The 21,754-nt window shown below is 59.4% G+C and carries 21 protein-coding genes; 11 read left to right on the top strand and 10 right to left on the bottom strand.

The genetic code is table 11. The features are described from left to right. Positions 1-4: 4 nt before the first annotated feature. Complete coding sequence (locus tag KSP9073_RS08840; protein WP_108842814.1) at positions 5-1,699, bottom strand: mechanosensitive ion channel family protein; 1,695 nt, start codon at positions 1,697-1,699, stop codon at positions 5-7. Between the two features lie 267 nt (positions 1,700-1,966). Here KSP9073_RS08840 and KSP9073_RS08845 point away from each other — a divergent pair, with 267 nt between their 5' ends. Next, entirely contained in the window at positions 1,967-3,475 is a 1,509-nt protein-coding gene (locus KSP9073_RS08845) for a DUF2252 domain-containing protein (protein WP_108842815.1), read from the top strand. 23 nt (positions 3,476-3,498) lie between these two features. Here the strand turns inward: KSP9073_RS08845 and KSP9073_RS08850 are convergent, their stop codons facing one another. Continuing rightward, entirely contained in the window at positions 3,499-4,392 is an 894-nt protein-coding gene (locus KSP9073_RS08850) for a LysR substrate-binding domain-containing protein (protein WP_108842591.1), read from the bottom strand. Between the two features lie 136 nt (positions 4,393-4,528). Between KSP9073_RS08850 and KSP9073_RS08855 the strand changes: the two genes are divergently transcribed. Both KSP9073_RS08855 and KSP9073_RS08860 read left to right on the top strand, forming a co-directional pair. After that, positions 4,529-5,632: a quercetin 2,3-dioxygenase gene (locus KSP9073_RS08855; RefSeq protein ID WP_108842592.1), complete on the top strand. Its 1,104-nt coding sequence runs from the start codon at positions 4,529-4,531 to the stop codon at positions 5,630-5,632. 118 nt (positions 5,633-5,750) lie between these two features. Continuing rightward, a complete protein-coding gene (locus tag KSP9073_RS08860; RefSeq protein WP_165814210.1) occupies positions 5,751-6,668 on the top strand; it encodes an alpha/beta hydrolase in 918 nt (305 codons plus the stop codon). A gap of 95 nt (positions 6,669-6,763) precedes the next feature. Here the strand turns inward: KSP9073_RS08860 and KSP9073_RS08865 are convergent, their stop codons facing one another. From KSP9073_RS08865 to KSP9073_RS08870, 3 genes are all read right to left on the bottom strand, one after another. After that, a complete protein-coding gene (locus KSP9073_RS08865) occupies positions 6,764-7,774 on the bottom strand; it encodes a family 43 glycosylhydrolase (RefSeq protein WP_108842594.1) in 1,011 nt (336 codons plus the stop codon). 180 nt (positions 7,775-7,954) lie between these two features. Then, complete coding sequence (locus tag KSP9073_RS17625; RefSeq protein WP_165814211.1) at positions 7,955-8,119, bottom strand: hypothetical protein; 165 nt, start codon at positions 8,117-8,119, stop codon at positions 7,955-7,957. A 274-nt stretch (positions 8,120-8,393) separates the two neighbouring features. Next, entirely contained in the window at positions 8,394-9,278 is an 885-nt protein-coding gene (locus KSP9073_RS08870; protein ID WP_207771446.1) for a LysR family transcriptional regulator, read from the bottom strand. Between the two features lie 126 nt (positions 9,279-9,404). Between KSP9073_RS08870 and KSP9073_RS08875 the strand changes: the two genes are divergently transcribed. Together KSP9073_RS08875 and KSP9073_RS08880 are read left to right on the top strand one after the other, a co-directional pair. Beyond that, on the top strand, positions 9,405-10,136 hold the full coding sequence (locus KSP9073_RS08875; protein WP_108842596.1) for an SDR family oxidoreductase: 732 nt from the start codon (positions 9,405-9,407) through the stop codon (positions 10,134-10,136). A 121-nt stretch (positions 10,137-10,257) separates the two neighbouring features. After that, entirely contained in the window at positions 10,258-10,776 is a 519-nt protein-coding gene (locus tag KSP9073_RS08880; RefSeq protein ID WP_207771448.1) for a GNAT family N-acetyltransferase, read from the top strand. On the opposite strand, the gene KSP9073_RS08885 is transcribed toward KSP9073_RS08880, so the two are convergent. After that, positions 10,767-11,282 carry a hypothetical protein gene (locus tag KSP9073_RS08885; protein WP_207771449.1) on the bottom strand — a complete coding sequence of 172 codons (516 nt, stop codon included), beginning with the start codon at positions 11,280-11,282 and terminating at the stop codon, positions 10,767-10,769. The two genes, KSP9073_RS08880 and KSP9073_RS08885, sit on opposite strands and share 10 nt — an antisense overlap. Positions 11,283-11,814: 532 nt before the next feature. Here KSP9073_RS08885 and KSP9073_RS08890 point away from each other — a divergent pair. The 3 genes from KSP9073_RS08890 to KSP9073_RS08900 are packed head-to-tail and all read left to right on the top strand — an operon-like array spanning position 11,815 to position 14,653. Continuing rightward, on the top strand, positions 11,815-12,831 hold the full coding sequence (locus tag KSP9073_RS08890) for an ABC transporter substrate-binding protein (RefSeq protein ID WP_108842598.1): 1,017 nt from the start codon (positions 11,815-11,817) through the stop codon (positions 12,829-12,831). A 2-nt stretch (positions 12,832-12,833) separates the two neighbouring features. Beyond that, entirely contained in the window at positions 12,834-13,892 is a 1,059-nt protein-coding gene (locus KSP9073_RS08895) for a FecCD family ABC transporter permease (protein WP_439330944.1), read from the top strand. Beyond that, on the top strand, positions 13,889-14,653 hold the full coding sequence (locus KSP9073_RS08900; protein WP_108842600.1) for an ABC transporter ATP-binding protein: 765 nt from the start codon (positions 13,889-13,891) through the stop codon (positions 14,651-14,653). The genes KSP9073_RS08895 and KSP9073_RS08900 overlap by 4 nt, the downstream gene beginning before the upstream one ends. A gap of 57 nt (positions 14,654-14,710) precedes the next feature. On the opposite strand, the gene KSP9073_RS08905 is transcribed toward KSP9073_RS08900, so the two are convergent. After that, positions 14,711-15,550: a helix-turn-helix transcriptional regulator gene (locus tag KSP9073_RS08905; protein WP_108842817.1), complete on the bottom strand. Its 840-nt coding sequence runs from the start codon at positions 15,548-15,550 to the stop codon at positions 14,711-14,713. Between the two features lie 203 nt (positions 15,551-15,753). Further along, a complete protein-coding gene (locus KSP9073_RS08910) occupies positions 15,754-16,809 on the bottom strand; it encodes a hypothetical protein (protein ID WP_108842601.1) in 1,056 nt (351 codons plus the stop codon). A gap of 431 nt (positions 16,810-17,240) precedes the next feature. On the opposite strand from KSP9073_RS08910, the gene KSP9073_RS08915 reads away from it, so the two are divergent. After that, positions 17,241-18,413: an MFS transporter gene (locus KSP9073_RS08915; protein ID WP_108842602.1), complete on the top strand. Its 1,173-nt coding sequence runs from the start codon at positions 17,241-17,243 to the stop codon at positions 18,411-18,413. A gap of 60 nt (positions 18,414-18,473) precedes the next feature. On the opposite strand, the gene gstA is transcribed toward KSP9073_RS08915, so the two are convergent. Next, positions 18,474-19,082 carry a glutathione transferase GstA gene (gene gstA, locus KSP9073_RS08920; RefSeq protein ID WP_108842603.1) on the bottom strand — a complete coding sequence of 203 codons (609 nt, stop codon included), beginning with the start codon at positions 19,080-19,082 and terminating at the stop codon, positions 18,474-18,476. 126 nt (positions 19,083-19,208) lie between these two features. Between gstA and KSP9073_RS08925 the strand changes: the two genes are divergently transcribed. Further along, entirely contained in the window at positions 19,209-20,087 is an 879-nt protein-coding gene (locus KSP9073_RS08925; protein WP_108842604.1) for a LysR family transcriptional regulator, read from the top strand. Positions 20,088-20,111: 24 nt separating this feature from the next. On the opposite strand, the gene KSP9073_RS08930 is transcribed toward KSP9073_RS08925, so the two are convergent. Next, positions 20,112-20,867, bottom strand: a complete 756-nt coding sequence (locus KSP9073_RS08930) for a DeoR/GlpR family DNA-binding transcription regulator (RefSeq protein ID WP_108842605.1) — start codon at positions 20,865-20,867, stop codon at positions 20,112-20,114. Positions 20,868-20,956: 89 nt separating this feature from the next. On the opposite strand from KSP9073_RS08930, the gene KSP9073_RS08935 reads away from it, so the two are divergent. After that, on the top strand, positions 20,957-21,583 hold the full coding sequence (locus tag KSP9073_RS08935; RefSeq protein ID WP_108842606.1) for an NUDIX domain-containing protein: 627 nt from the start codon (positions 20,957-20,959) through the stop codon (positions 21,581-21,583). The last annotated feature ends 171 nt before the right edge of the window (positions 21,584-21,754 follow it).

The following is a 21,754-nucleotide window of genomic DNA, read 5'->3' on the forward strand; positions in this document are numbered from 1 at the left end:
AGCGTTATGGGCGCTCCCCTGCATTCCCACCGAGGGCGATGTCCTGCTCGCTCAGCACCACCACCTGACGCGGCCACCAGTCGGGGTGATGGTCGCGAATAAACGCCATGAGTTTTTCGCGAATGCTGGCCTCTGCCGCCCAGCCGGACAGCGGATCCACCGTCATCAAAAAGCAGGTGATGGTCTGCGCCGAGGCGTTTTGCGCGGTCACGCTGCATATCAGCTTGTGGTGCTCAATGACGTTCTCTTCTGCCTTCGCATACTCAAGAAACCTTTCACGCAGGCAGACCACATCGGCGTTGAGATGCAGGGTCAGCTCGAGGGTTCGATACTCCATGGTGCTTTTGGCCGACAGGTTCTCGAACGGGCGCGAGGCAAAGTAGGTGACCGGTACGATCAGGCGCCGCTCGTTCCAGACCCGCAGCAGAATATAGGTATAGAAAATGCCCTCGACGTAGCACCACTGGTTTTCAAACATCACCAGGTCACCGATGCGCAGGGGCTTGGCCAGCGAGAGCTGAAACGACGACAGAATATTGCTCAGCACCGCCTGCCCGGCGATACCGACCAGTACCGCCAGAACGCTTGCCGACGCAAGAATCGACATCCCCAGCGTCTCGAACAGACGCACCTGACCCAGCACGTAGATCGTCACCAGTATGACCATGATCAAAATGATGACGCGGCGCAGCGCATAGAGCGTGGTCAGAAGCTTGCGCTCGTCCTGGGGTTTGGAGTCATCGATTTCACCCGCCATGCGCCGGGTCATGTGCAGCATGAAGGTATCGATCAGGCGCAGCGCGATTACCCCCACGCTCCAGGCCATGACGATGGTGAGCGTAACCCGCAGGGTCGTGGCGACCACGGCCGAAAAGGACACCACAAAATCAAGCAGGGTCTGCGTCACCAGCGCCATGACGATCAGCGCCACCGGGCTTTGGATCTGAGTAAAAAAGATGCTCGGGGAGCCCGAAGGCAGCCAGCGCGTGATGACGCTCATCACCAGATGCACCCCCTTGCCGATCAGGGCGATCGCCAGCAGCACCAGTGGAATGGCGATCCACTCCCAGATCCTTAAAAGCCCAAAACTCTGCTTGAGCGGCTCGGGGATATACGCTTCAAAGCGTGACGGGCCGTACTGGTCATACAGCGCCGGAATCGAAGACACGCTTTCCGGGGTAATCAGCCAGATCGGCTCGTCATCATTTACCCGATAGCGGCCCAGGCGAATGTCATAGGCATCATTACCGGCCTCGAGTGACGCCAGCTGGATATCCCGGCGCATCTTGCCCGCCTGCGGGTCCTTGCCGGAGACATCCTCGATCATGGCATCCGGGCGTGCCGAGAGCGTGGAAATATTGAGCCACTTGCCACGCCGAAACACTTCGGCCAGCTGCCGGGCCAGCTCTCCCCCACGCGCACGCTGCTCGCCTGGCGGCAGATCGGAAAGATTGAGGATGTGCGCCGCACCGTCGTAATCTCCGCTTTCGATCAGGCGCATGAAATGGCGCATCGTTTCGCGTGGCGTTCGAAGGCTGGTCCTGTCAATGCGCTTGTCAAGGCCGGTGTTCAAAGCGCTGATCTCATACCAGCCATCTTCCCCACTGCTACTGCTGCCTTGCTCTGCCAGGCAAAGGCCTGATAACACCAGCGCTGCCAGCGCCATCAGCCATAACCACCACGGTCTTTTTATCGTCATGCCTGCGTTACCGGGTTTGTCCATCGTCCATGAAAGTACCTGCTGGCGCATTCTACACCGCCCGGCCCCCGGGCTGATGCGACTTCTTTTGCCTTTTGTCGCCGCCTTGAATCACGGCCTGCCCTCACCTTCTGGCCGACAGGGATCAAACGAGCGCGGCGCGCGCCAATGAACCATGCTGATAACTGGACCATGCTGACAATGACGGTTGCAGACGGTCAGCAATGTCCTGACCGCCACGAGAAACCACAACAACGAGAGGTGATCATGACCGATGAGACAGGACAGACACGCAAGGCGCTCTATGAACAGGCGCAAAGGCTCGGGATTACAGGGCGCGCTGCCATGAACAAGGCAGAGCTTGCCGCAGCGCTTGAGTGCGAAGGCGCAGGCACTGCCCAGCCGGTCATCGGCACCCGGTTCGAAACCTTTCGACGACTGGCCAACGCCGTGGCCGGCGGTGAGTTTGTGCTGCGCCCGCGCGCGCTGACCGGCTTTGAGCGGCGCATTCACGTGCGCCAAACCCTGCGCGAGGATCACCAGACCCGCATCGCCGATGGCACCGAAGAAACAGCCGTCAAGTTCGACCAGCTCTCCGATTCGCTTTTTTCCTTTTTCCGCGGCACGGCGCTGCTGTTTTATCGCGACATGGCCGGCGATGACGCCTGGCTGCCCACCGTACTGGCGCTGGGCGACGTGCACCCCGAGAACTTTGGCATCATGCCCAACGTCAGCAACGTGCCCATCTTCTCGGTCAACGATTTCGACGAGGCCTATTACGCGCCGTTTACCTGGGACCTCAAGCGCGGCGCGACCGGCTTCATGATTGCCGCATCAACCGAAGGCGAGCTCAAACACAAGCACTGCACCTCGGTAGTGCGCCAGTTCATCGAAGGTTATATCGAGGCCATGCAACGCCTGGCTCGGGACGGCACCGAGCACGAAGAGGAGATGCGTTTTGACAACGCGCCCAAACTCATTCGCAAACTGTTCAAGGATGCCCACGAAGCCCGCGCCGACTGGCTCAGGGATGACTATCTCGATGAGGCCGGCATGCGGTTTCGCTCGACCGACAAGCTGGTGCCGATTTCCTCGCGCCGTGACGAGTTTCAAAAAATCACCGACCGGATGGTGAAGAACAACCACATTGATGTGCCGCCACGGGCTCAGTCATCCGAAAGCGCGGGCATGCGGGTCAAGGACGTCGCGATCCGCCGCGGCCAGGGCACTGCCTCATTGGGACTCGATCGTTACTATGCGCTGATGGAAGGTCCACTGGGCGATGGCACGGATGATCTGATCATCGAATATAAGCAGGCGAGACGCTCGGCGCTGGCCGGCCTGGTACCGCCCAGCCAGTACGAAATGAACACGCGTGCCGAGCGCATCACCCACGCTCAGGCGGTTCATCTGATTCGCGGCGACCGCTTTTATGGCCACATCGAGTTTGACGGTCGCAGCTATATGTCGCGCGAGCGCGCGCCGTTTCGTGACAGCATCGATCTCGATGATTTATCCAAAAGCGACTGGAAGCAGTACGCTCGTATCTGCGGTCAGGTGCTCGCCGGCGTGCACGCGCTCTCCGATGAAGCGGGCCGGCTGGACTACGACATCGAGCCGGCGATCATCGAGGCGATCGGCCCGGCAGCACTTTTTACCGAGGACATGGTGGCCTTTGCCGAAGAGGCCGCCGAGCGCGTGCGCCGCGACCACGAGATGTTCCGCGAAGATCACGCCCGCGGTGCGTTCACGCAGCTGGATATGGTGTACCGGTGAGGTACAGCAGGCGCCGGTTCTGGTCACATTTGGTCCTGAAATGTGATGTCGTTAAGCACGCGACGAAAGGCCATGACGGCCGGATTGTGCTCGTCAATTCGCATGATCAGTGTGACATCGAGTGCCAGGTCCACATCGACCAGTTCGCGATAGACCACGCCCTGTGAAAAGCGCGGCGCCAGCACCGAAGAGACCAGCGTGACGCCCAGCCCGGCCTCCACCAGCCCCAGCGCGATGACAGGGCTTTGGGCCTGCATGCCGATACGCGGACGATATCCCAGCGCACGCGTCATCAGATAGCTACCCTCATCGTCGTGTTCGCCGATATAGCCAATAAAGCTCTCCTGACGCAGGTCACTGGCTGTGATGAGCGCATTATCCGCCAGCGGATGTTCCGCAGGCAGCGCCACACGCAGTGCAAATTCGGCCAGTCGGCGGTGCTCGAATTCGGTATCCGGCGTCAGCGACACCATCGGGCCGAAGGTGGCATCAAGCCGGCCCTCACGCAGCGCCGTATGCTGGCTATGAGGGTGCAACTCGCTGACCTGCAGCTCGATATTCGGATACGCCTTTTGAAGGGTGTGCACGGCGCGCCCCAGAACACCGGCATACAGTGCACTGGCAGCGTAGCCCACCCGCACACGCCCCAGTACACCGGCCTCGGTCTGGCGCACAATCTCTTCGGCCTGCACCACCTGCGCCAGAATGCGCCGCGCTTCCGGTAGCAGAGCCTGTCCCGAGGCGGTCAGGCGCACCTGGCGACGGTTGCGCACAAAAAGCTGTGCGTTCAGTCGGGCTTCCAGCGCCTTGATCTGCATGCTCAGTGCCGGCTGAACAATGCTGAGCCGGCTGGCCGCGCGAGCAAAATGCAGCTCTTCTGCCACGGCCAGAAAATAACGCAAATGTCTGAGTTCCACGCGTGTCCTGCCATTCTGGCTTTTTATTGTGATCAGTTTCAGTGATCACAGAAGACAAAACAATATATTTCCCTGAACAAAGGGCAGTGACTAGAGTCACTGCCATGTTTTTCATGTCACGAGAAGGAGTATTGACATGGTTCAGGATCTCCTCCCTAACAACGGCGACTCATCCAGTGAAAGTGGCCCGGTGAGTGGCGCGGAAGCGGCCCTGCTGGCCAATGGCACCCTGCCCGGCCGCAAGACGCTCTATGCCCTGCGCGACGGCGAAGGCGAACACCATCTGATTGGCGGTCAGGTGGTCACCCTGATCGCCCGGGCGGGCGATACCGGCGGGCTTCACGAGGCTGCCATCATGACCGGTGGCAAGGGCGCGACCATGGCGCCGCGCTACCACGCCGAAAGCGACGCGGCCATTCTGGTTCTTGATGGCAGCGTGACGCTTTTACTCGACGGTGAATATCACTTACTGAATCGGGGAGACTACGCCTACGTGCCGGCGGGAACCGTGTATGGACACACCATGCTCGACTGGCGCACCCGGTTTCTGACCTGGACGATTGGCGACCGCGTCGGCGCCATGTATCCGGCGCTGGGAACGCCCTTTTCGCGCCCGGTGCAGCCGGAAAACGCGAATCTCTCGATTGCTGATGAAACGCTGCGGGCCGCCGAGGCAGTCGCCGATGTGGTCTTTGTTGAGGCACCAAAGCCCGCCGACGTTCCCGAGCGCGTCACCAATGATAGGGTGCCGACCACACAGATGCCCTACGTACTGCGCGCCGGCACCGGTGAACGACTGGTGGCTGCAGAGCAGCTGTTCTCGTTCATGCAGACGCAGGCTTCAAGCGGGGACCAGTTCATTGCCATCATGAATGAAGGCCCAAAGGGCGACGCCATTCCGCCGCACTTTCACCGTGAGCACACTGAAAACTTCTTCTGCATGGATGGCCACATGACCATGTGGGTCAACGGTCAGGAAGTGAAGCTGCTGCCCGGGGACTATGTGCAGGTGCCCGCCCGTCACGTGCACGCCTACCGCCTCGATGCGCCCTATACCCGCTTTTTCGGTTGGCTGACGCCTGGCGTGTTCGAGCCTTTCTTCCGTTATCTTGGAGACGCGTATGACGGCCATGTTTTCCCGATGGCCCCGCCGCCGTTCCGCTTTGAACGCGTACTGGCCCATCTTGACGAGCTGGACCTGCAGCCGCTGGGCAAGGGCGACGCCCCGGCATCATCATAGGCCCGCCATGACCAGATGCTTCTCTCGTTTACCGGCGACCCTCATGGTCGCCGGTCTCTGCCTATTGACGGGTTTATGGACAGGCGCGGCATCTGCAGACAGCGTTAAGGAAACAACCGTGAAAACCGTATTGGATGTGACCTACGCAACTCCCGGCGGACAGGCTCTGAAGGCTGATCTCTACTTGCCGACCGCTACCGGAACGCCGCCTCCGGTCATCATGTTTCTGCATGGCGGTGGCTGGAAGTTCGGTGATCGAAGGCTGGCGCCCGATCTGGCGCGCTATTTCGCCTACGAAGGATTCGCCATGATTAGCATCGACTACCGTCTTTCCGGGCAGGCGCCCTTCCCGGCCGCCGTTGAGGATGTGAAAACCGCGATTCGCTGGGTCAGGTCCGAGGCCGCAACGTATGGCTATGATGCCGATCACCTCGGTCTGTGGGGTTCCTCTGCTGGCTCTCATCTGGCAACGCTTGCCGTTACCTCCGGTCCAGAGCACTTCCGCAGCGGGCCGTACCTGGAAGAGAACGAACAGGTCCAGGCGGTGGTCGATGGCTACGGCCCGACCGATTTCCTGCGTCAGGATGAATACCGCGATCTCAACGGCACGCCGTCCGACGACCCCGAGTCCATTCAGATGCCGCCGGGCAAGTTCAGCGCCGATGCCGACTCCATGGAATCCCTGTTTATTGTTGCGCCGATCAACGAAGCCCCGGAGCGGGTCGCCGCGGCCAACCCGATCACCTACGTCACCGCCGGGCTACCGCCAATGCTGATCCTGCACGGCCTGAGTGATACGGCCGTCCCCTGGCAGCAGAGTCGTCTATTGTTCGAGGCGCTCTCACGCACCGGCAACCCCGCCACACTGGGGCTGATTGAAGGGCTGGGACACGGCTTTTTCAACCGCAATACGCTGGATGATGATGGCCCTCATACCATCCATCTGTATCGCAGTGACGCTCCCGACCGGGCACAGGTCGAAGCCCATGACGTGTTCGGCCTTGTCGAGGCATTTTTCAGAGACAATCTGAGATAACCATGCAGCGTGCCCCACAGTAAAACAGGGCGGCCCAATGGGTCGCCCTGTTGCATGTCATACCGACGGTGGTCTGAGCTGATGTCGCAAATGATTCAGGAAGATGCCTCGACCAGCTCAGTGGTATTGGCATTGAGAGCGGCCGGATCGACCACAGGCCAACCGTCATCCCAGTTCACGTTCATAATGCGCAGCTTCTGCACGCCGTCATCGGCGGCTTCATAGGCGTGGAACACCATGACGTCCTGGCCATCGAAGGTGTAAATGCCATTGTGCCCCAGCCCGGGCCACGCCTCGGTGCCGCTCAGTACCGGCGTGCCGCCACCTTCCAGCATTGGTACGCCGTCCCGGTCGATATAGGGGCCCTGCACGCTGTCGCTACGCCCCACGACCAGCCGGTAGGTGCTGTCCACGCCGCGACAGCAAAAGCCGAATGACGCGAACAGGTAGTAGTGGCCGTCCCGTTTGAAGATGAAAGGCGCCTCGATGGGGTTTTCCTCGGTATTCGGGCGGGTGGCGAGATCGATCACCTTCTCCGGCTGCGCCAGACTCGCCATGTCATCATCAAGCTGCACCAGCTTCAGCCCACCCCAGAATGAGCCGAAGCTCATCCAGGCCGTACCGTTGTCATCCTCGATCACCGCAGGGTCGATGGCATTCCAGTTATCCCGGTCGGGCTTTGACTGCAGCACGAGCCCCTGATCCTGCCACCGGTAGTTGTCGGCCGCGGGGTCAAGCGTTTCATTGATGCTCACACCGATGCCCGAAGTGTTCTTGCCAAACGCCGACACCGAGTAGTACAGATAGTATCGGCCGTTTTTTTCGACGATATCCGGCGCCCAGACATGACCGTTAAACCCCGGTGCCACGGATGTGGCCCAGGGCGGGTCGCTCGGCTCACCGCTGAACACGCGGTCGGAATGACGCCAGTGCGTCATGTCTTTAGAGGCATAGATATCAATGCCGGGGCCGGTGCTGAAGACGTAATAAGTGCCGTCCTCGCGGGCCATGACGGGGTCATGCACCTCGACCTGGGCGGCGTGAGCGGTAGACAGCAGGCCAAGGCCCAGCAACAGTGATGTGGTAGTACGTCTCAACCCTTTCATGGATGCCCCAGGTGATGAATGCCAAAACGGCGGGAGTGATCGCGATGAAAGCGTTGTCCATAGAAAGGCGGCGAACAATGCGCCATAGGTACTAACGGATACTAATGAAATACTGGCACAACTTGTTCCAACGCCTTTTTACCGGGTAAATGTGCGACTAAAGACCGCCTTGAATGGCCCTTATGGACCGGCCAGCAATACGATGGCTGCCACCATCAAACACCCCGCGCCTACCAGTACGGCACGAAAGGTGCGCGTATACCCGCCCACCAGCATCATGCCCGTCCCGACCGGCAGCAGAATCACCCCGGCGAAGAACAGCCAGTCCACCCATAGTGTTTCCATTAAAACCTCCCGGCCTGAGCATGACGGAGTACTTACCCAAGGATAGCCCCCATGCCTACGGATACTTTAGGCATTCGTGACTACCGAGCCGATGATGCCGACAGAACGCTCACGATCCTTCAGCGCACCGTGTACGAGGTCGTCTCAAGGAATCACTTCCCGGGCAGATTGACCGGCAGATGATCTCGATTCCGCCGATGGTCCATCGCCAGTGGTGACCCTATCGTCAGCGGTGAACTATCGATTCAGTGGTGACCTATCGATTCAGTGCGAACTATCGATAGTGACGCACGTGTTCCATCAGCGCGCGGAGTTTCGGCGTCACCGTATGTCGGCTTGGATAATAGAGATAGAAGCCGGCGAACGGCGGCAACCAGTCATCGAGCATCGTCACCAGTTGGCCGCGCTCGATCCAGGGTAGAAACGTCTCCTCCATACCGAACGTAATCCCGCCGCCAGCCAGCGCGACACGAATCATCAGCAGCATGTCATTGGTGGTCAATTGTGGGTCGACCGCCACGGCAAACGCACGCCCTTCACGTTCGAACTCCCATCGATAGGGGGTCATTTCAGGTGAGGGACGCCATCCAATACAGCGATGGGCCGCCAGATCCCGAGGATGCTGCGGCACGCCATGACGTGCCAGATAGTCCGGCGTGGCAACAGCGACCTGACGCTGCTCGCCGGTCAGGGGCATCGCGATCATGTCCCGATCGATCACCTCTCCCAGCCTGATGCCCGCATCAAAGCCGCCAGCGACAATGTCGAATGTCTCATCCGTCACGGTGACATCCAGCGTGATATGAGGATGTTGTTCGATAAAGGTCGCTATCAAGGGCCCTGACAGAAACTGCTCTGCGATCGATGTTGCCGTGACCCTTAAAAGTCCCCGGGGCAGGGCCGGCACATCGCGGGTGGCTTCCAGTACCGCCTCGATCTCGGCCATCGGATCAGACAGCGCACTCAGCAACTGCTCGCCTTCCTCGGTCAGCCGCACGCTACGTGTTGAGCGATTGAAAAGCGGCTTTCCCAGAGCGCGCTCAAGTCGTCGGATGCCCTGACTGACCGCCGAGCGAGTAACCCCCAGCCGGTCGGCAGCGGCCCTGAAGTTGCCCGCCTGAGCCACGGCGAAAAATATCGTCAGAAGATTGAGATCCATGCCGATTGGAAAGCCTCGCTAACCATTGCATCCAGTCGCCAGCATATTCTGGTTAACACTCCTGCGCATTAAGCTTTGACCTGCCGAAGTGAACGTCACTTCATGTCAAACCCGCGGGAGAGCAGCATGAGTATTGTCGGAAAGATCGTTTTGGTGACCGGTGCCAGCAGCGGCATTGGAGAAGGCATCGCCCGGGAACTGGCAGCCGCAGGCGCCTGCGTGCTACTGGGCGCACGTCGCACAGACAGGCTTGAGCGCATCGCAGGCGACATCCGCAAAAGCGGCGGCATTGTCGAAGTACGCCCACTGGACGTCACCAGCAGAGAGCAGATGCAGGCCTTTGCACAGGCGGCACTGGATCTGTGGGGGCGCATCGATGTGCTGATCAATAATGCCGGCATCATGCCGCTGTCACCGCTCACCGCCTGCAAGCTGGACGAATGGGAGCGCATGGTCGACGTCAACATCAAGGGCGTCCTGTGGGGTATCGGCGCGGTGCTGCCGGTGATGGAGCGCCAGCAGGCGGGACAGATCATCAACATCGCCTCCATCGGGGCTCTGCAGGTGATGCCCACCTCGGCGGTGTACTCCGCCACCAAGTTCGCAGTGCGCGCGATATCCGACGGGCTGCGCCAGGAGAGCACCCACCTGCGGGTAACCTGCGTCAATCCCGGCGTCGTCGAAAGTGAACTGGCCTCGACCATCACCCATGAGGAGACAGCCGACCTGATGGACAACTACCGCAGCGTTGCCCTGCAGCCGCGTGATATCGCTCGGGCGGTGCGCCATATCATTGAAGCCCCTGAAAGCGTCGACACCACCGAAATCACCCTTCGCCCACTCGCATCTGCCAATTGATCACGGCCTCCTCCGCCACCCTCATGGTTGGGTGTCTTATACTGACACCCGGCCCTGCTCGATGGCCCTTTGCCCTGTTTCCCCCTGTCCCCACTGACGTCATCGCTGCAGGATCATGTTTATGGCAGCCACCGCCTTTTGCATCCGCGATTACCGCACCGGTGACGCTGACACCACACTCACGATCTTCCAGCGCGCCGTGCGCGAGGTGGCCGCACGGGACTACACCCCGGCTGAAATCGAGGCGTGGGCCGGTCATATCGATCGCAACGTCTGGGCCAACAGCCTTGAACGCCAGTTCACCTGGATTGCGACGCGAGGGAACACACCGGCAGGCTTTGCCAGCCTCACCGATTACGGGCATCTCGATATGCTGTTTGTTAGCCCGGACCATCAGCGCCGCGGCGTGGCGAGTGCGCTGTTGATGACCGCCGAGCAGGCTGTTCGGCAACGCGGCATGAATCGTATGACGACCGAGGCCAGCCTCACCGCCCTGCCCTTTTTCAAGGCACGAGGGTTTGAGGTCGTGAGGGCGCAGGAGATGAAACGGTGCGGGGAGGTACTGAGGAATTTTCGGATGGAGAAGTACTTGAAGGCTGTCGAGCCGGGCGTGCGCCCGGCTCGTACCGGTCAGATCTGACCGATCTTGACCAGCCTGTCTTTCATGTCGGCCGGGACATCTTCGATCATGACCAGGTTAAGCGACTTCTGATCGCCCTTGATGGCCACCTCATCACCAAGATCAGCATCGATCTCATCCGGCGAGAGCGTATACATGCCGCCGTTGAACGGATCAACGACCAGCCAGCCGATAAGGCCACCAAACAGGATGTTGCCACCGATGAACCAGCCGTTCGCCGAGGTGGTCAGATCCACCTTGCGCGAGGCGTAGCCCGGCTTGTTGATTTCAACATGATAGGTCTTGCCCCCGAAGTAGCTGCCATCGGATTTCTTGAGCGTCACGGTGGTCGGCGTGGTACCAACAAAGACGCGTTTGGCGGTTTCATCTGTAATCACAATGGCGGCATCGGAAGGCGTGCTGTTGATCGTCACGCTCTGCTCGCTGTCACCAACGATGGAGGCACAGCCGGTCAGGGTGAGCGCGGCACAGGTGCCCATAAGGGCGGCAAGGGTTTTGAAGCTCATTAAATGATCTCTTGAGGAACAGGCAGGCTCTTGATGGACCTTTAGTCGACATCGTGGGGTTCGCCACGATGCAAGTGCCTGTCCAATAACGACATTTACCCAAGCTTCTTTAGTAATCCATGTTAAATAATTTATCCGGGACCTGGCATCTGCTGAAATGGAGAAGCAGCAAAGCCCCCGATAACCGTATCTTGATGGCCCTGTATAAAGGGTAAAAAGCGCCCTGCATTTGACGCCTGGAACTTGGTACATGAGGCGACGACCGGCATTTCAGCGATGGCGGGTGCCCGTCACCGTGAATGAGCAACAGGTCGGAAATGGCGCCAGCAGGCACGGTTATAACCGTACCCTTGTCAGGCGCTCGAGATGGTGTATCAAGAGGTGTCGCATGGCAGAGCCTTCGCCCTTGTGCTTCAAGCTATGACAAATTTGTTATAACATAACATTTAAACAGCAGCGATCGACGTGACGGATCTGGTACGTCACTGCGCTGGTACATTAAAGGCACTCTTGATAACTGGAATTCTTTCCCATGATTTTTCTGCGCCACTCGCTGGCAGCACTGTTGCTCTTGCCGACCTCATGGGCCATGTCCGATACCACGCACTATCCGCTGACGATCGACAACTGTGGTGTGGACATGCGCTTTGAATCGGCACCAGAGCGCGTGGTCACCATTGGCCAGTCGGCGACGGAAATTCTCTATTCGCTGGGTCTTGCAGATCGGGTCAAGGGAACCTCGGTGTGGTTCACCCCCGTACTGCCGCAGTTTCGTGAAGAAAACGCCCATATCGAGCGTCTGGCCGACAACGACCCCAGCTTCGAATCGGTCGTGAACAAGCACCCGGATCTGGTGGCCGTGCAGTACGAGTGGCACGTAGGCCCTGCCGGCAGCGTGGCAACACGCGATCAGTTCAGCGATCTGGGTATCAATACCTACATCATGCCGGCCGACTGCGATACCAAGGACAACAGCACCGGCGGTGACGGCACCCGAACCGGCGCCTTTACGCCGGATTCGATCTACAAGGGCGTGACCGAGCTGGCCACCATCTTTGACGTACAGGCGGCCGGCACCGCGCTGGTGAAGGATCTCAAAACGCGTGAAGCGCAGGCTGTCGCCAAAGCCCGAAGGCTTGATCTCCCCGATGATCTTTCAGCAGCGTTCTGGTTCTCATCACCGGACAACGGCGCAGCCCCCTACATGGCTGGCAGGCTGGGCGCACCGGGTTACATGATGAAGATGCTGGGCATTCGCAACGTGATCGAATCCGATGAGGAGTGGCCCACGGTCGACTGGGAAACCGTGGTACGCGCCGACCCGGATATCATCGTACTGGCTCAGATGGACCGTCGCCGTTATCCGGCAGATGACATCGCCAAAAAGCGTGAATTTCTCGAAAACGACCCGGTCGCACGTGAAATGACCGCTGTCAAAAAGGGCCATATCATCGAAATGGATGCCCACGCCATGAGCGCGACCCTGCGTACCATTTACGGGCTTGAAACCCTGGCCGAAGCCCTGTCGAACATGTCATTTGACTCATGAGCATGGCGGCCACGGCACGCCCGGTATTATCCCTGCCATGGCGCCGGTACCTGCTGGCGCCGGTGGTGCTGGCCATCGCCCTTATGGCCGGCACTGCCATTGGCGAAACCGTCATTCCGGTGGATACGATTTTGAAGGTGATGGCCAACCATCTATGGAATGCCGGCTACCCGGTAGATCGCATTGATGCCGGCATCATCTGGAACTATCGGCTCAGCCGCTCGATCGTGGCGGCCTGCGTCGGCACCGGGCTGGCGCTGGCCGGCGTGGTGCTTCAGGCGCTGCTGCGCAACCCGCTGGCCGACCCGTTTTTGATGGGGATTTCAGCCGGGGCCTCGACCGGGGCGGTCTCCGTAACCGTAGCGGGCCTGGGGGCCGGAGCCCTGACGCTATCCGGCGGCGCCTTTGCCGGCGCCATGCTCGCCTTTGGCATGGTGGTGGTGCTGGCGCATCTGGCCGGCCCCGGCGGCCGCGGCGGCGTTCTGCAGGCTTCGGGCGCAATCATTCTGGCGGGCATTGCCGGGGCACAGCTCTTCAACGCCCTGACCGCCTTTATCATTGCGCGCTCTGCCAGTGCCGAGCAGGCCCGCGGCATCATGTTTTGGCTGCTGGGCAATCTTTCCGGCGTGCGCTGGGACGATGTGCGCCTGGCCATCCCCGCCGCGCTGGCAGGCCTGGCCATCTGCCTGTGGCATCGCCGGGCGCTGGACGCCTTTACCTTTGGCGCCGACAGCGCCGCCTCGATGGGCATTGCGGTGCGCCCGGTACGCGGCATGCTGATTGCGACCATGGCGCTGGTGACCGCCGTCATGGTGTCGATGGTCGGCGCGATCGGCTTTGTCGGACTGGTCATTCCTCACGCCATGCGCTTTATCGTGGGCAGCCGTCATACCCGGCTGGTGCCGGCCTGCGCCCTTGCCGGGGCGGTCTTCATGATCGGCTCGGATGTGGTCTCTCGCACGCTGATTGCCGGTCAGGCGCTGCCGATCGGAGTGATTACCTCCCTGATCGGCGCGCCGGCCCTTGCGCTTATCCTGATACGTGGAGCACGCCTGACATGAGACTGAGCGCACAGGGCATTGGCTGGCAGGTTCACGGCCACCGGCTGCTTGATGACATCAGTCTTGAAACCGTTCCTGGTGAAAACCTTGGTCTGATCGGCCCGAACGGCTCCGGCAAGACGACGCTGCTGCGCATTCTGGCCGGGCTGCAAAAGCCGCACACCGGTCACGTGTGGCTGGGCGAGCAGTCAATGTATCGGATGCGCCAGCGGGATATTGCCCGCACCGTGGCACTGGTCGAGCAGCAGGCCATGGCGAGCGATCGGATCAGCGTGCACCAGGCAGTCTCGCTGGGTAGAACACCCTACCTCTCGCCGCTGCGTGGCTGGTCGGATCAGGACGAGGCGATCGTCTCGCGGGCGCTTCACGATGTCGGCATCGAGCATTTAAAGTCGCGGTTGTGGCATACCCTTTCCGGCGGCGAAGGCCAGCGCGTCCAGATTGCCCGGGCGCTGGCCCAGCAGCCCGGCCTCCTGCTGTTGGATGAGCCGACCAACCATCTGGACATTCGCCATCAGCTCTCGATTCTCAAACTGGTGAGCGCGCTGCCCATCACGGTGGTGATTGCCCTGCACGATCTCAATCAGGCCATGGACTGCGACCGGATCGGCGTGATGGAAGACGGCAGACTGGTCGATATCGGCCCACCCGAAGACGTACTCACGCCCTATCGATTGCACCAGACCTTCGGGGTACACGCGGACATGCTGGATGACCCGCAGCACCAGCGGCGCTATATGCGGTTTCGTCAGATAGTGTAGGGAGCACCTGCAAGACGCATCGTACCGCCGTGGGCCTGACCTGTTTCACCGCCAATGTTATCTCGACAGCGTTTTCATCAGCTCTGCCATACCGGGCTGGCCTTCAAGCGCGGCGTAATAGACCAGCCGCAGATGGCGGGATTCATCGATGATCAGAGACGTGTGCTCAAACTCCAGCGACCCAATGCCTTCGATGTTCAGCCAGCGTTTGCCCTGACACGGCGCGTGTACCTCATGCTGATGCCAGAGCGTTCTGAAGGTTTCCGAGACGCCTTCGAGCATCTGTATCAGCGACTGCATGGCGGGGTCATCGGAGGCTTTGGCGTAATCGCGACGAAAGCTGGAGAGAATAGCGCCGGCCTGATGATCCCAGTCGTCGATCAGGGACTGCATGGCCGGCTCGGTGAACAGCATCCACAGCAGGTTGCGCTGCTCCGGTGGCTGTTTGGCAAAGTTGAATATTCGCTCCCCTGCCTCATTCCACGTTAGAACGTCCCAGCGCAGGTTGAGCACATAGCAGGGCCGCTGCAGTAGATCCGCCATGAGGCGCTTGATCAGGGGCGGGACTTCACAGAAGGTCTGGCCAGGCTCGACCGGCGGGCGCTGATGCGTCAGTAGAAACAGATGGCGCCGCTCGGTGGCATCGAGCCTTAGCGCGCGGGCAAGGTTATCCAGAAACCGGGCCGAGACGTTGATCTCGCGGCCCTGCTCCAGCCACGTGTACCAGGTGACGCCAACCCCTGCCAGTGCTGCGACCTCTTCACGACGCAACCCGGGGGTTCGGCGACGCTGCCCGGCCGGCAGCCCGGCTTCCTGTGGAGACACGCGCGCCCGCCGGGTCGTCAAAAATCGGGCCAGCTCGTGGCGAGTGCGATCCAGCGTTCGGGCAGGCGTCATGGGGTTTCTCGCAACGGCATAAAGAGGTCGATCAACATGATGTTGTCGATGGCTGATCAAGGCAAGTCATTGATGCCCTGTCGGTTTTCTGTCCATGAAAAGGGCCCATCAAAAGATGGGCCCCTGAAGTCACAACCAGGATTACGCGGCCTGATGGCCTCAATGATCGCGGCGGCATTGATGGCCATTGCGCCAGGCGCTGGTCAGACGAACAGAAAGTCCTCGGGCCCCATGGCATAGTTCAGCTCGCCGGTCGGCGAACCCGGATCGTACTTCGGTACGCCGACCAGGGGTACATAGTATGATCCTGAGTCGCTTATCACTATAAGCTCACTAGCCGCAGTCATATGGACATAACCATAATCAAGCGGCTCGCCATCGCTATTTTGCAACTGCGACAGATCGATCCGGTCGATGCCCAGCTCAAAATTGGTGATGGTGGCGTCCTGCCAGGCGCCATCACTGCCAAACACGAAGCTGTCGGCAACACCGTCGGTACCGCTGGTCGTGCCCGACACCACGACATCTTCAAACGGACCCGTCGGCGCCGGCGCCATCCTGGAAATGTAGTCTTGATGATCGTAAAAGGAGTTCAGACCTCCGGCAAAATTCTCAAACTTGAGCACGAAGTCATTTTCATCCAGCCCCGCCGGCCCGCTGTCACGATAGAAGTAGGTATCTTCTCCGTGCAGTACCGGCAAAATCGCGTCACCACTATTCTGCGCACCGGCCTGGGTCAGCGCCTCTTCGAGCGAGAGCGAGGCATCCGCAAAGACGGCGTTATCAAGGTCGAGGCTATCGAAGGACTGCACCAGGCGATCATCGATGAACAGGGTATCCTTGAGGGTATCGAAACCGATCAGCGTATCGATGGCATCGCCATCGTTGCCGTAGCGCGAGGCATCACCCGCCATACGAATAACGTCAACGCCGTTGTCCGCACCACCAAGCATGATGGTTTCCTGCACGTCAGCGGACGCGGTGTATTCAAGCCCGCCTAAAAGCCCTGAGGCATCAATTTGATGAACGGCGGTGGTGTCGTCAGCCCCATTATCCCATTCGATGCGGCCATTGCCGCTCAAATCAAGCGCGTCGAAGGCACTGCCCTGTACATTCAGATCGAGCATTTCGCCGGAGCGGACCCCACTGTCATCAAATTGGGTCGCAAGCGAGAGCGTGGTGATGTCATCGGGTAGAACAAACGTCGTTTCCCCGCCGCGGGTAAACGTAATGGATTGGGTCTTGCTGGTGTTGACCATGAATTCATTCCCCTGGGTATTAATACTGCCAATGCATGCCCCGCCCGCGGCACGCCTGGACAGCATTGCGGGAGAAAACATGACGCACATCCAATTTAACGATATTTAATGTAGTTCAAGCAGGTAAAACAACACGCACCGGCATAGCAAAAAACCCGGCCCTGAAAAAAATTCATAACAAGCGACAGATCGCCTGACCAGATTCAGGGGCGACACTGCCTGAGTGCACCCTCCTTTCCTGACGACCTCCTGACAATCTTCTGAAAGAAACCCTGCGCATCGCTCACCAACAGCCACTTCATGACCCATGCGGCTCAATGCGCGCCTTTATGGGGTGTCACAAAGTAATAGTATAAGTGGTTAAATTGTAACCCCCTTAGACTCCCATCAGACTTGGCGCCCTTCACCACCGCCCCTGAAAGGAGTGCCCCATGTCTGATATTTCCCGGATCGTGACCTGCCTGATTGCCGCCGGTGCCTTTGCCCTCGGCATGGCCTCTTATGTGACAGCAGGGCTCATCCCACTGATCGAGCAGGACTTTGGCGTGACCACAGCGCTGGCCGCACAGCTGGTCACGGCCTTTACGCTCGCCTATGCCCTCGGCTCCCCGGTCATGGTGGCGATGCTGCCGGGCCATCGACAGCGCACCGCACTGCTAGGGATGCTCGCGCTGTTTGTGGTCGCCAACGCGCTCAGCGCCATAGCACCCGACATGATGCTGCTGATGGCGCTACGTGCCGTGGCTGGGCTTGCTGCTGGTACCTATCTCGCACTGGGCATTGCTGCGGCCTCAAGAATTGCTCTCGATCACCAGCGCGGGCGCACCATCGCCATCATCATGGGCGGTATGGCCAGTGGCACTGTACTGGGTGTGCCTGCCGGGCTCTGGCTGGCAAATCAACTGGGCTGGCAGGCCTCACTCTGGTTGATCAGCATAATCGGGGCAGTCGCGTTGCTCGGCCTGATGCGCTGGCTGCCGGCGCTAACGCCGGTGGCTCAGAGTTCGCTCAGGCAAAAAATTGGCATTTTAAAGGACGCACGTGTCGTCAGGCTTTTAAGCATTTCCCTGCTGGCCGCCGTGGCAAGTCTCGGGCTTTATACCTTCATGGCACCTTTGATCAGGGTTTATACCGAGCAGAGCGTGACGCCCTTTCTATGGGTCTGGGGTGTGGGCGGCGTACTGGGCAGCTTTCTGGTCGGCTCGCTCGTTGATCGGTTCAGCAATTTTCAGATCACCACCGGTATCATGGCGCTGTTGGGTCTGTCACTTATCGGGCTGCCGCTGGCACTTTCTCTAAACCCGTGGGCCGGGCTGATACCCATCGTCATCTGGGGCGCCGTGGGTTGGGCGTTGCAGGTCCCGCAAAACAGCGCCCTGATGACAGCGCGAGACACCAGCGGCGATGGCCACCTGGCCGTCGCGCTGAATGAATCCGCACTGTATCTCGGCAGCGCCATGGGCGCAGCGGCCGGTGGCGTATGGCTATCGCTGGGATGGCCGGTATGGGGACTGGCTGTAGGAGCGGGTTTGATCGGGCTTTGTGGGCTGAGCATCTGCTTGTTTGGAACCAGCAGGAGATCAGCCTTGTCCACGGGGATTTGAGACATCCGAATCGCTTTTCATAAGCCTCCGGCTCGGCTTCTGCCGGAACCGGAGGCGTTTTTAATCCTGCTCTCGCTCGGCGGCCATGGCGGCCTGCACTGAAGATCGCTCTTCGATTACCGCCTTATAAGCCATCAAGGCTGGCCACTTCTCCAGGCTGATATCAAAAAATCGACACCATCCCAGTACGGTAAACAGATAAGCATCTGCCACGCTAAAAGATGATCCCATCAAATAGCGATTGCCTCGCAACCGGCTCTCCAGAAAATCGAAACGCTTGCTGATTCTGTCAGAAAAAATCGCTCTGGCTTCATGCGGCAGTTCCTTGTTAAACAGCGGTGCCAAACCGGCATGTACTTCACTGTTAATAAAGGCCAGCCACTCCTGCATCTGCACTCTTTCCCATCCACCCGGTATGGGAATCAAACCAGCCTCGGGTCTCAGATCTGCAAGATACTGAAGGATGGCCGGGCCTTCCGTAATCACTCTTCCTTGTTCAATTTCAAGCGCTGCGACATATCCCTTGGGATTGATGCGAAGGAAATCCTGTCCGTCTGCCGTTTGCTTTGTGCGGTTATCGACCCGGATCAATTCAAACGGTAGAGAGAGCTCTTTGAGCACAATATGAGGTGAAAGTGAGCAGGTGTGAGGCGCGTAATAAAGCTTCATGAAGTCATCCACAGTTAAAAGATCGGCTTGAACCGAAGCCTTGTTTGAACGAACTCAGTATGTTGCTCGCCTAGATTCACTGTAAAATTAATGCCTCATCGACAAGCCATTAGCTGAGCTACTACATTGCTGAACCTTACCCATTGGCGTTTGGTGGTTTCCATTGCTGATACGGGCACCATTTCTCAGGCAGCCGAAGACGTTGGCATGACCCAGTCAGGGGCAAGCCAGGCCGTTGCGCAGCTGGAAAAGCATCTGGGCATGAAAATCTTTTCGCGCTTGCATCGACGGATGGTCATCACTGCTTTTGGCGAGCAGGTCGTTGAGCATGCTCGCAACATGCTGAGGCATCACTGCGCCATTCGCAGTTTGGCGAACAAGCTTGGCGGGCCGGGAAGTGCTCGCCTCAAACTGGGCAGCTTCCCATCGGTCACCTCGACGCTATTGCCTTCTCTTCTTCGTGGTTTTCGTCAGCGCTATCCAGAGGTTGAGGTTGTAGCGCTGGAAGGCACAGACAAAGAGGTCGAACACTGGGTCGATCATCAACACGTTGATTTTGGCGTCGTGCTCAATCCTGATCCTGGGCGCCACGCCATTGTGTTGGGTCGTGATGCCTGGGTGGCCTTGTTGCCGACATCTCATCCATTGGCGCGGCGAGCTACCAGCAACGGCGTCAGCCTCTCGGAGCTTGCCCATCAGCCATTTATCCTCGCTACCGGCGGATGCACAGTGAATGCTCAAAGCCTGGCCCGTTCGCACTCGCTGGAACTGACAGATATTCGTATCAGGGTACAAAGCTGGGACAGTGCCTGTGCACTGGTGCGAGAAGGTATGGGCATTGCGCTGGTGCCTGAATCTACCCTGCCAGAAAATATGCAGGGCCTTCGCGTTCTGCCGCTGGCCCCTTCCATTGATCGCACCTTCGGATTAGTGCGATCACCTAACATGTCAGTGAACAGGGCAGCCGATGCCTTCTGGCAGCATGTGAAAGGAGTAAAGGGTTAGCCGAATTTCCACTCATACGGGAATTCACGCCATCACCATCGTGACACCGGCGGCGGCCAGTGGCTCGGTCAGTGACGCCTGCGTACTCTTTTCCACGATGATGGTACTGGCCAGACTCAGCTCGCCGATCATGTATGGCGAGGCCGCATTGAGCTTGTCAGAAGACGCCATCACCACCGTTTCGGCGGCGTGGGCGGCCAGCGCCCGCTTCATGTAGGCCTCTTCCAGATCGCCCGTGCTCAAACCGGCAGTGGCGTGCACGCCGGTCACGCCCATGAAGTAGACATCGGCACGAATGTGCGACAGCGCTTCCATGGCGGCCGTGCCCACGGTCACGATGGAGTGCTTGAACAGCCGCCCGCCGATGATGATGACCTCAATGCCCGGATGGTTGATCAGTTCGACGGCAATGCTCGGGCTATGCGTCACCACCGTGGCGGTCAGGTCCCGCGGTAGCCGTCGGGCCATTTCCACCGCCGTGGTACCGCCATCCAGAATCACCACCTGTCCGGTAGTGACCATTTTTGCCGCCGCGGCAGCAACGGCGCGCTTGGTCTCTGATTCGATGCCCTGGCGATGAGCAAAATCCGCTACCGCAGGTGACGCCGGCAGCGCACCACCGTGTACGCGCTGCAATAGCCCTTCACCGGCCAGCTCGCGCAGATCACGCCGGATGGTGTCTTCCGAGACGCCAAAGCACTCGCTCAGGGTTTTAGCCACCACCTGCCCTTCCCGCTTCAGGCGCGCCAGAATTTCATTTTTCCGCTGATGGGTCAGCATGCGTCATTGGCTCTCTGCACGAATTATCTTGTTTTTGCACGAAACCGCACGATAACATGATTTTCCCTGTCATGCCGTGAGATCCCACCATGCGCGCTACCGAGCCCCGGGTAAACATCATCGAGACCAGCGTCCTGTCGGATGACTGGTACACGCTGAAAAAAACCACCTTTGATTATCTGCGGCGGGACAACACCTGGCAGCGCCAGAGCCGGGAAACCTACGACCGTGGCAACGGCGCGACCATCCTGCTGTTCAACCGCGAACGCCAGACGGTGGTGCTGACGCGCCAGTTTCGCTTCCCCGCCTTCGTGAACAACCATCACGGCATGCTGATCGAGACCGCCGCCGGTCTGCTGGATGACGCCTCGCCAGAGGAGCGCATTCGGGCAGAAGTCGAGGAAGAGACCGGCTATCGCATTCAGCACGTCGAGAAGGTGTTTGAAGCTTTCATGAGCCCGGGGTCGGTCACGGAGAAACTCTACTTCTTCATCGCTGATTACGACGACAGCCTGAAAACCGGCAAGGGCGGCGGGCTTGAAGATGAAGGCGAGGATATCGAGGTGCTGGAACTGCCGCTGGATGAGGCGCTGTCGATGATTCGCACCGGCGAGATTGTCGATGGCAAAACCATCATGCTGTTGCAGCATGCGGCGCTGCGAAGGGCGATGGCCAACGCGACTGGGCAAAGTGTCTCGGCAAGTGCCGATTGTTAGAACCCGAAGTCGTCAATGACCCGCCGAAAGGTCATTACGGCGGGATTGTGCTCATCGCGGCGCATTATCAACGTGACACCAGTCCCCGGGACAACGACGAGACAGCGGGCCATCGCTGTTGCCCTGCAAAAAGGGCGCCTCACAGGGAGGTGCCCTTTTTTCAATACCGTG

The organism is Kushneria phyllosphaerae (genome assembly GCF_900312995.1).
GTDB lineage: Bacteria > Pseudomonadota > Gammaproteobacteria > Pseudomonadales > Halomonadaceae > Kushneria > Kushneria phyllosphaerae.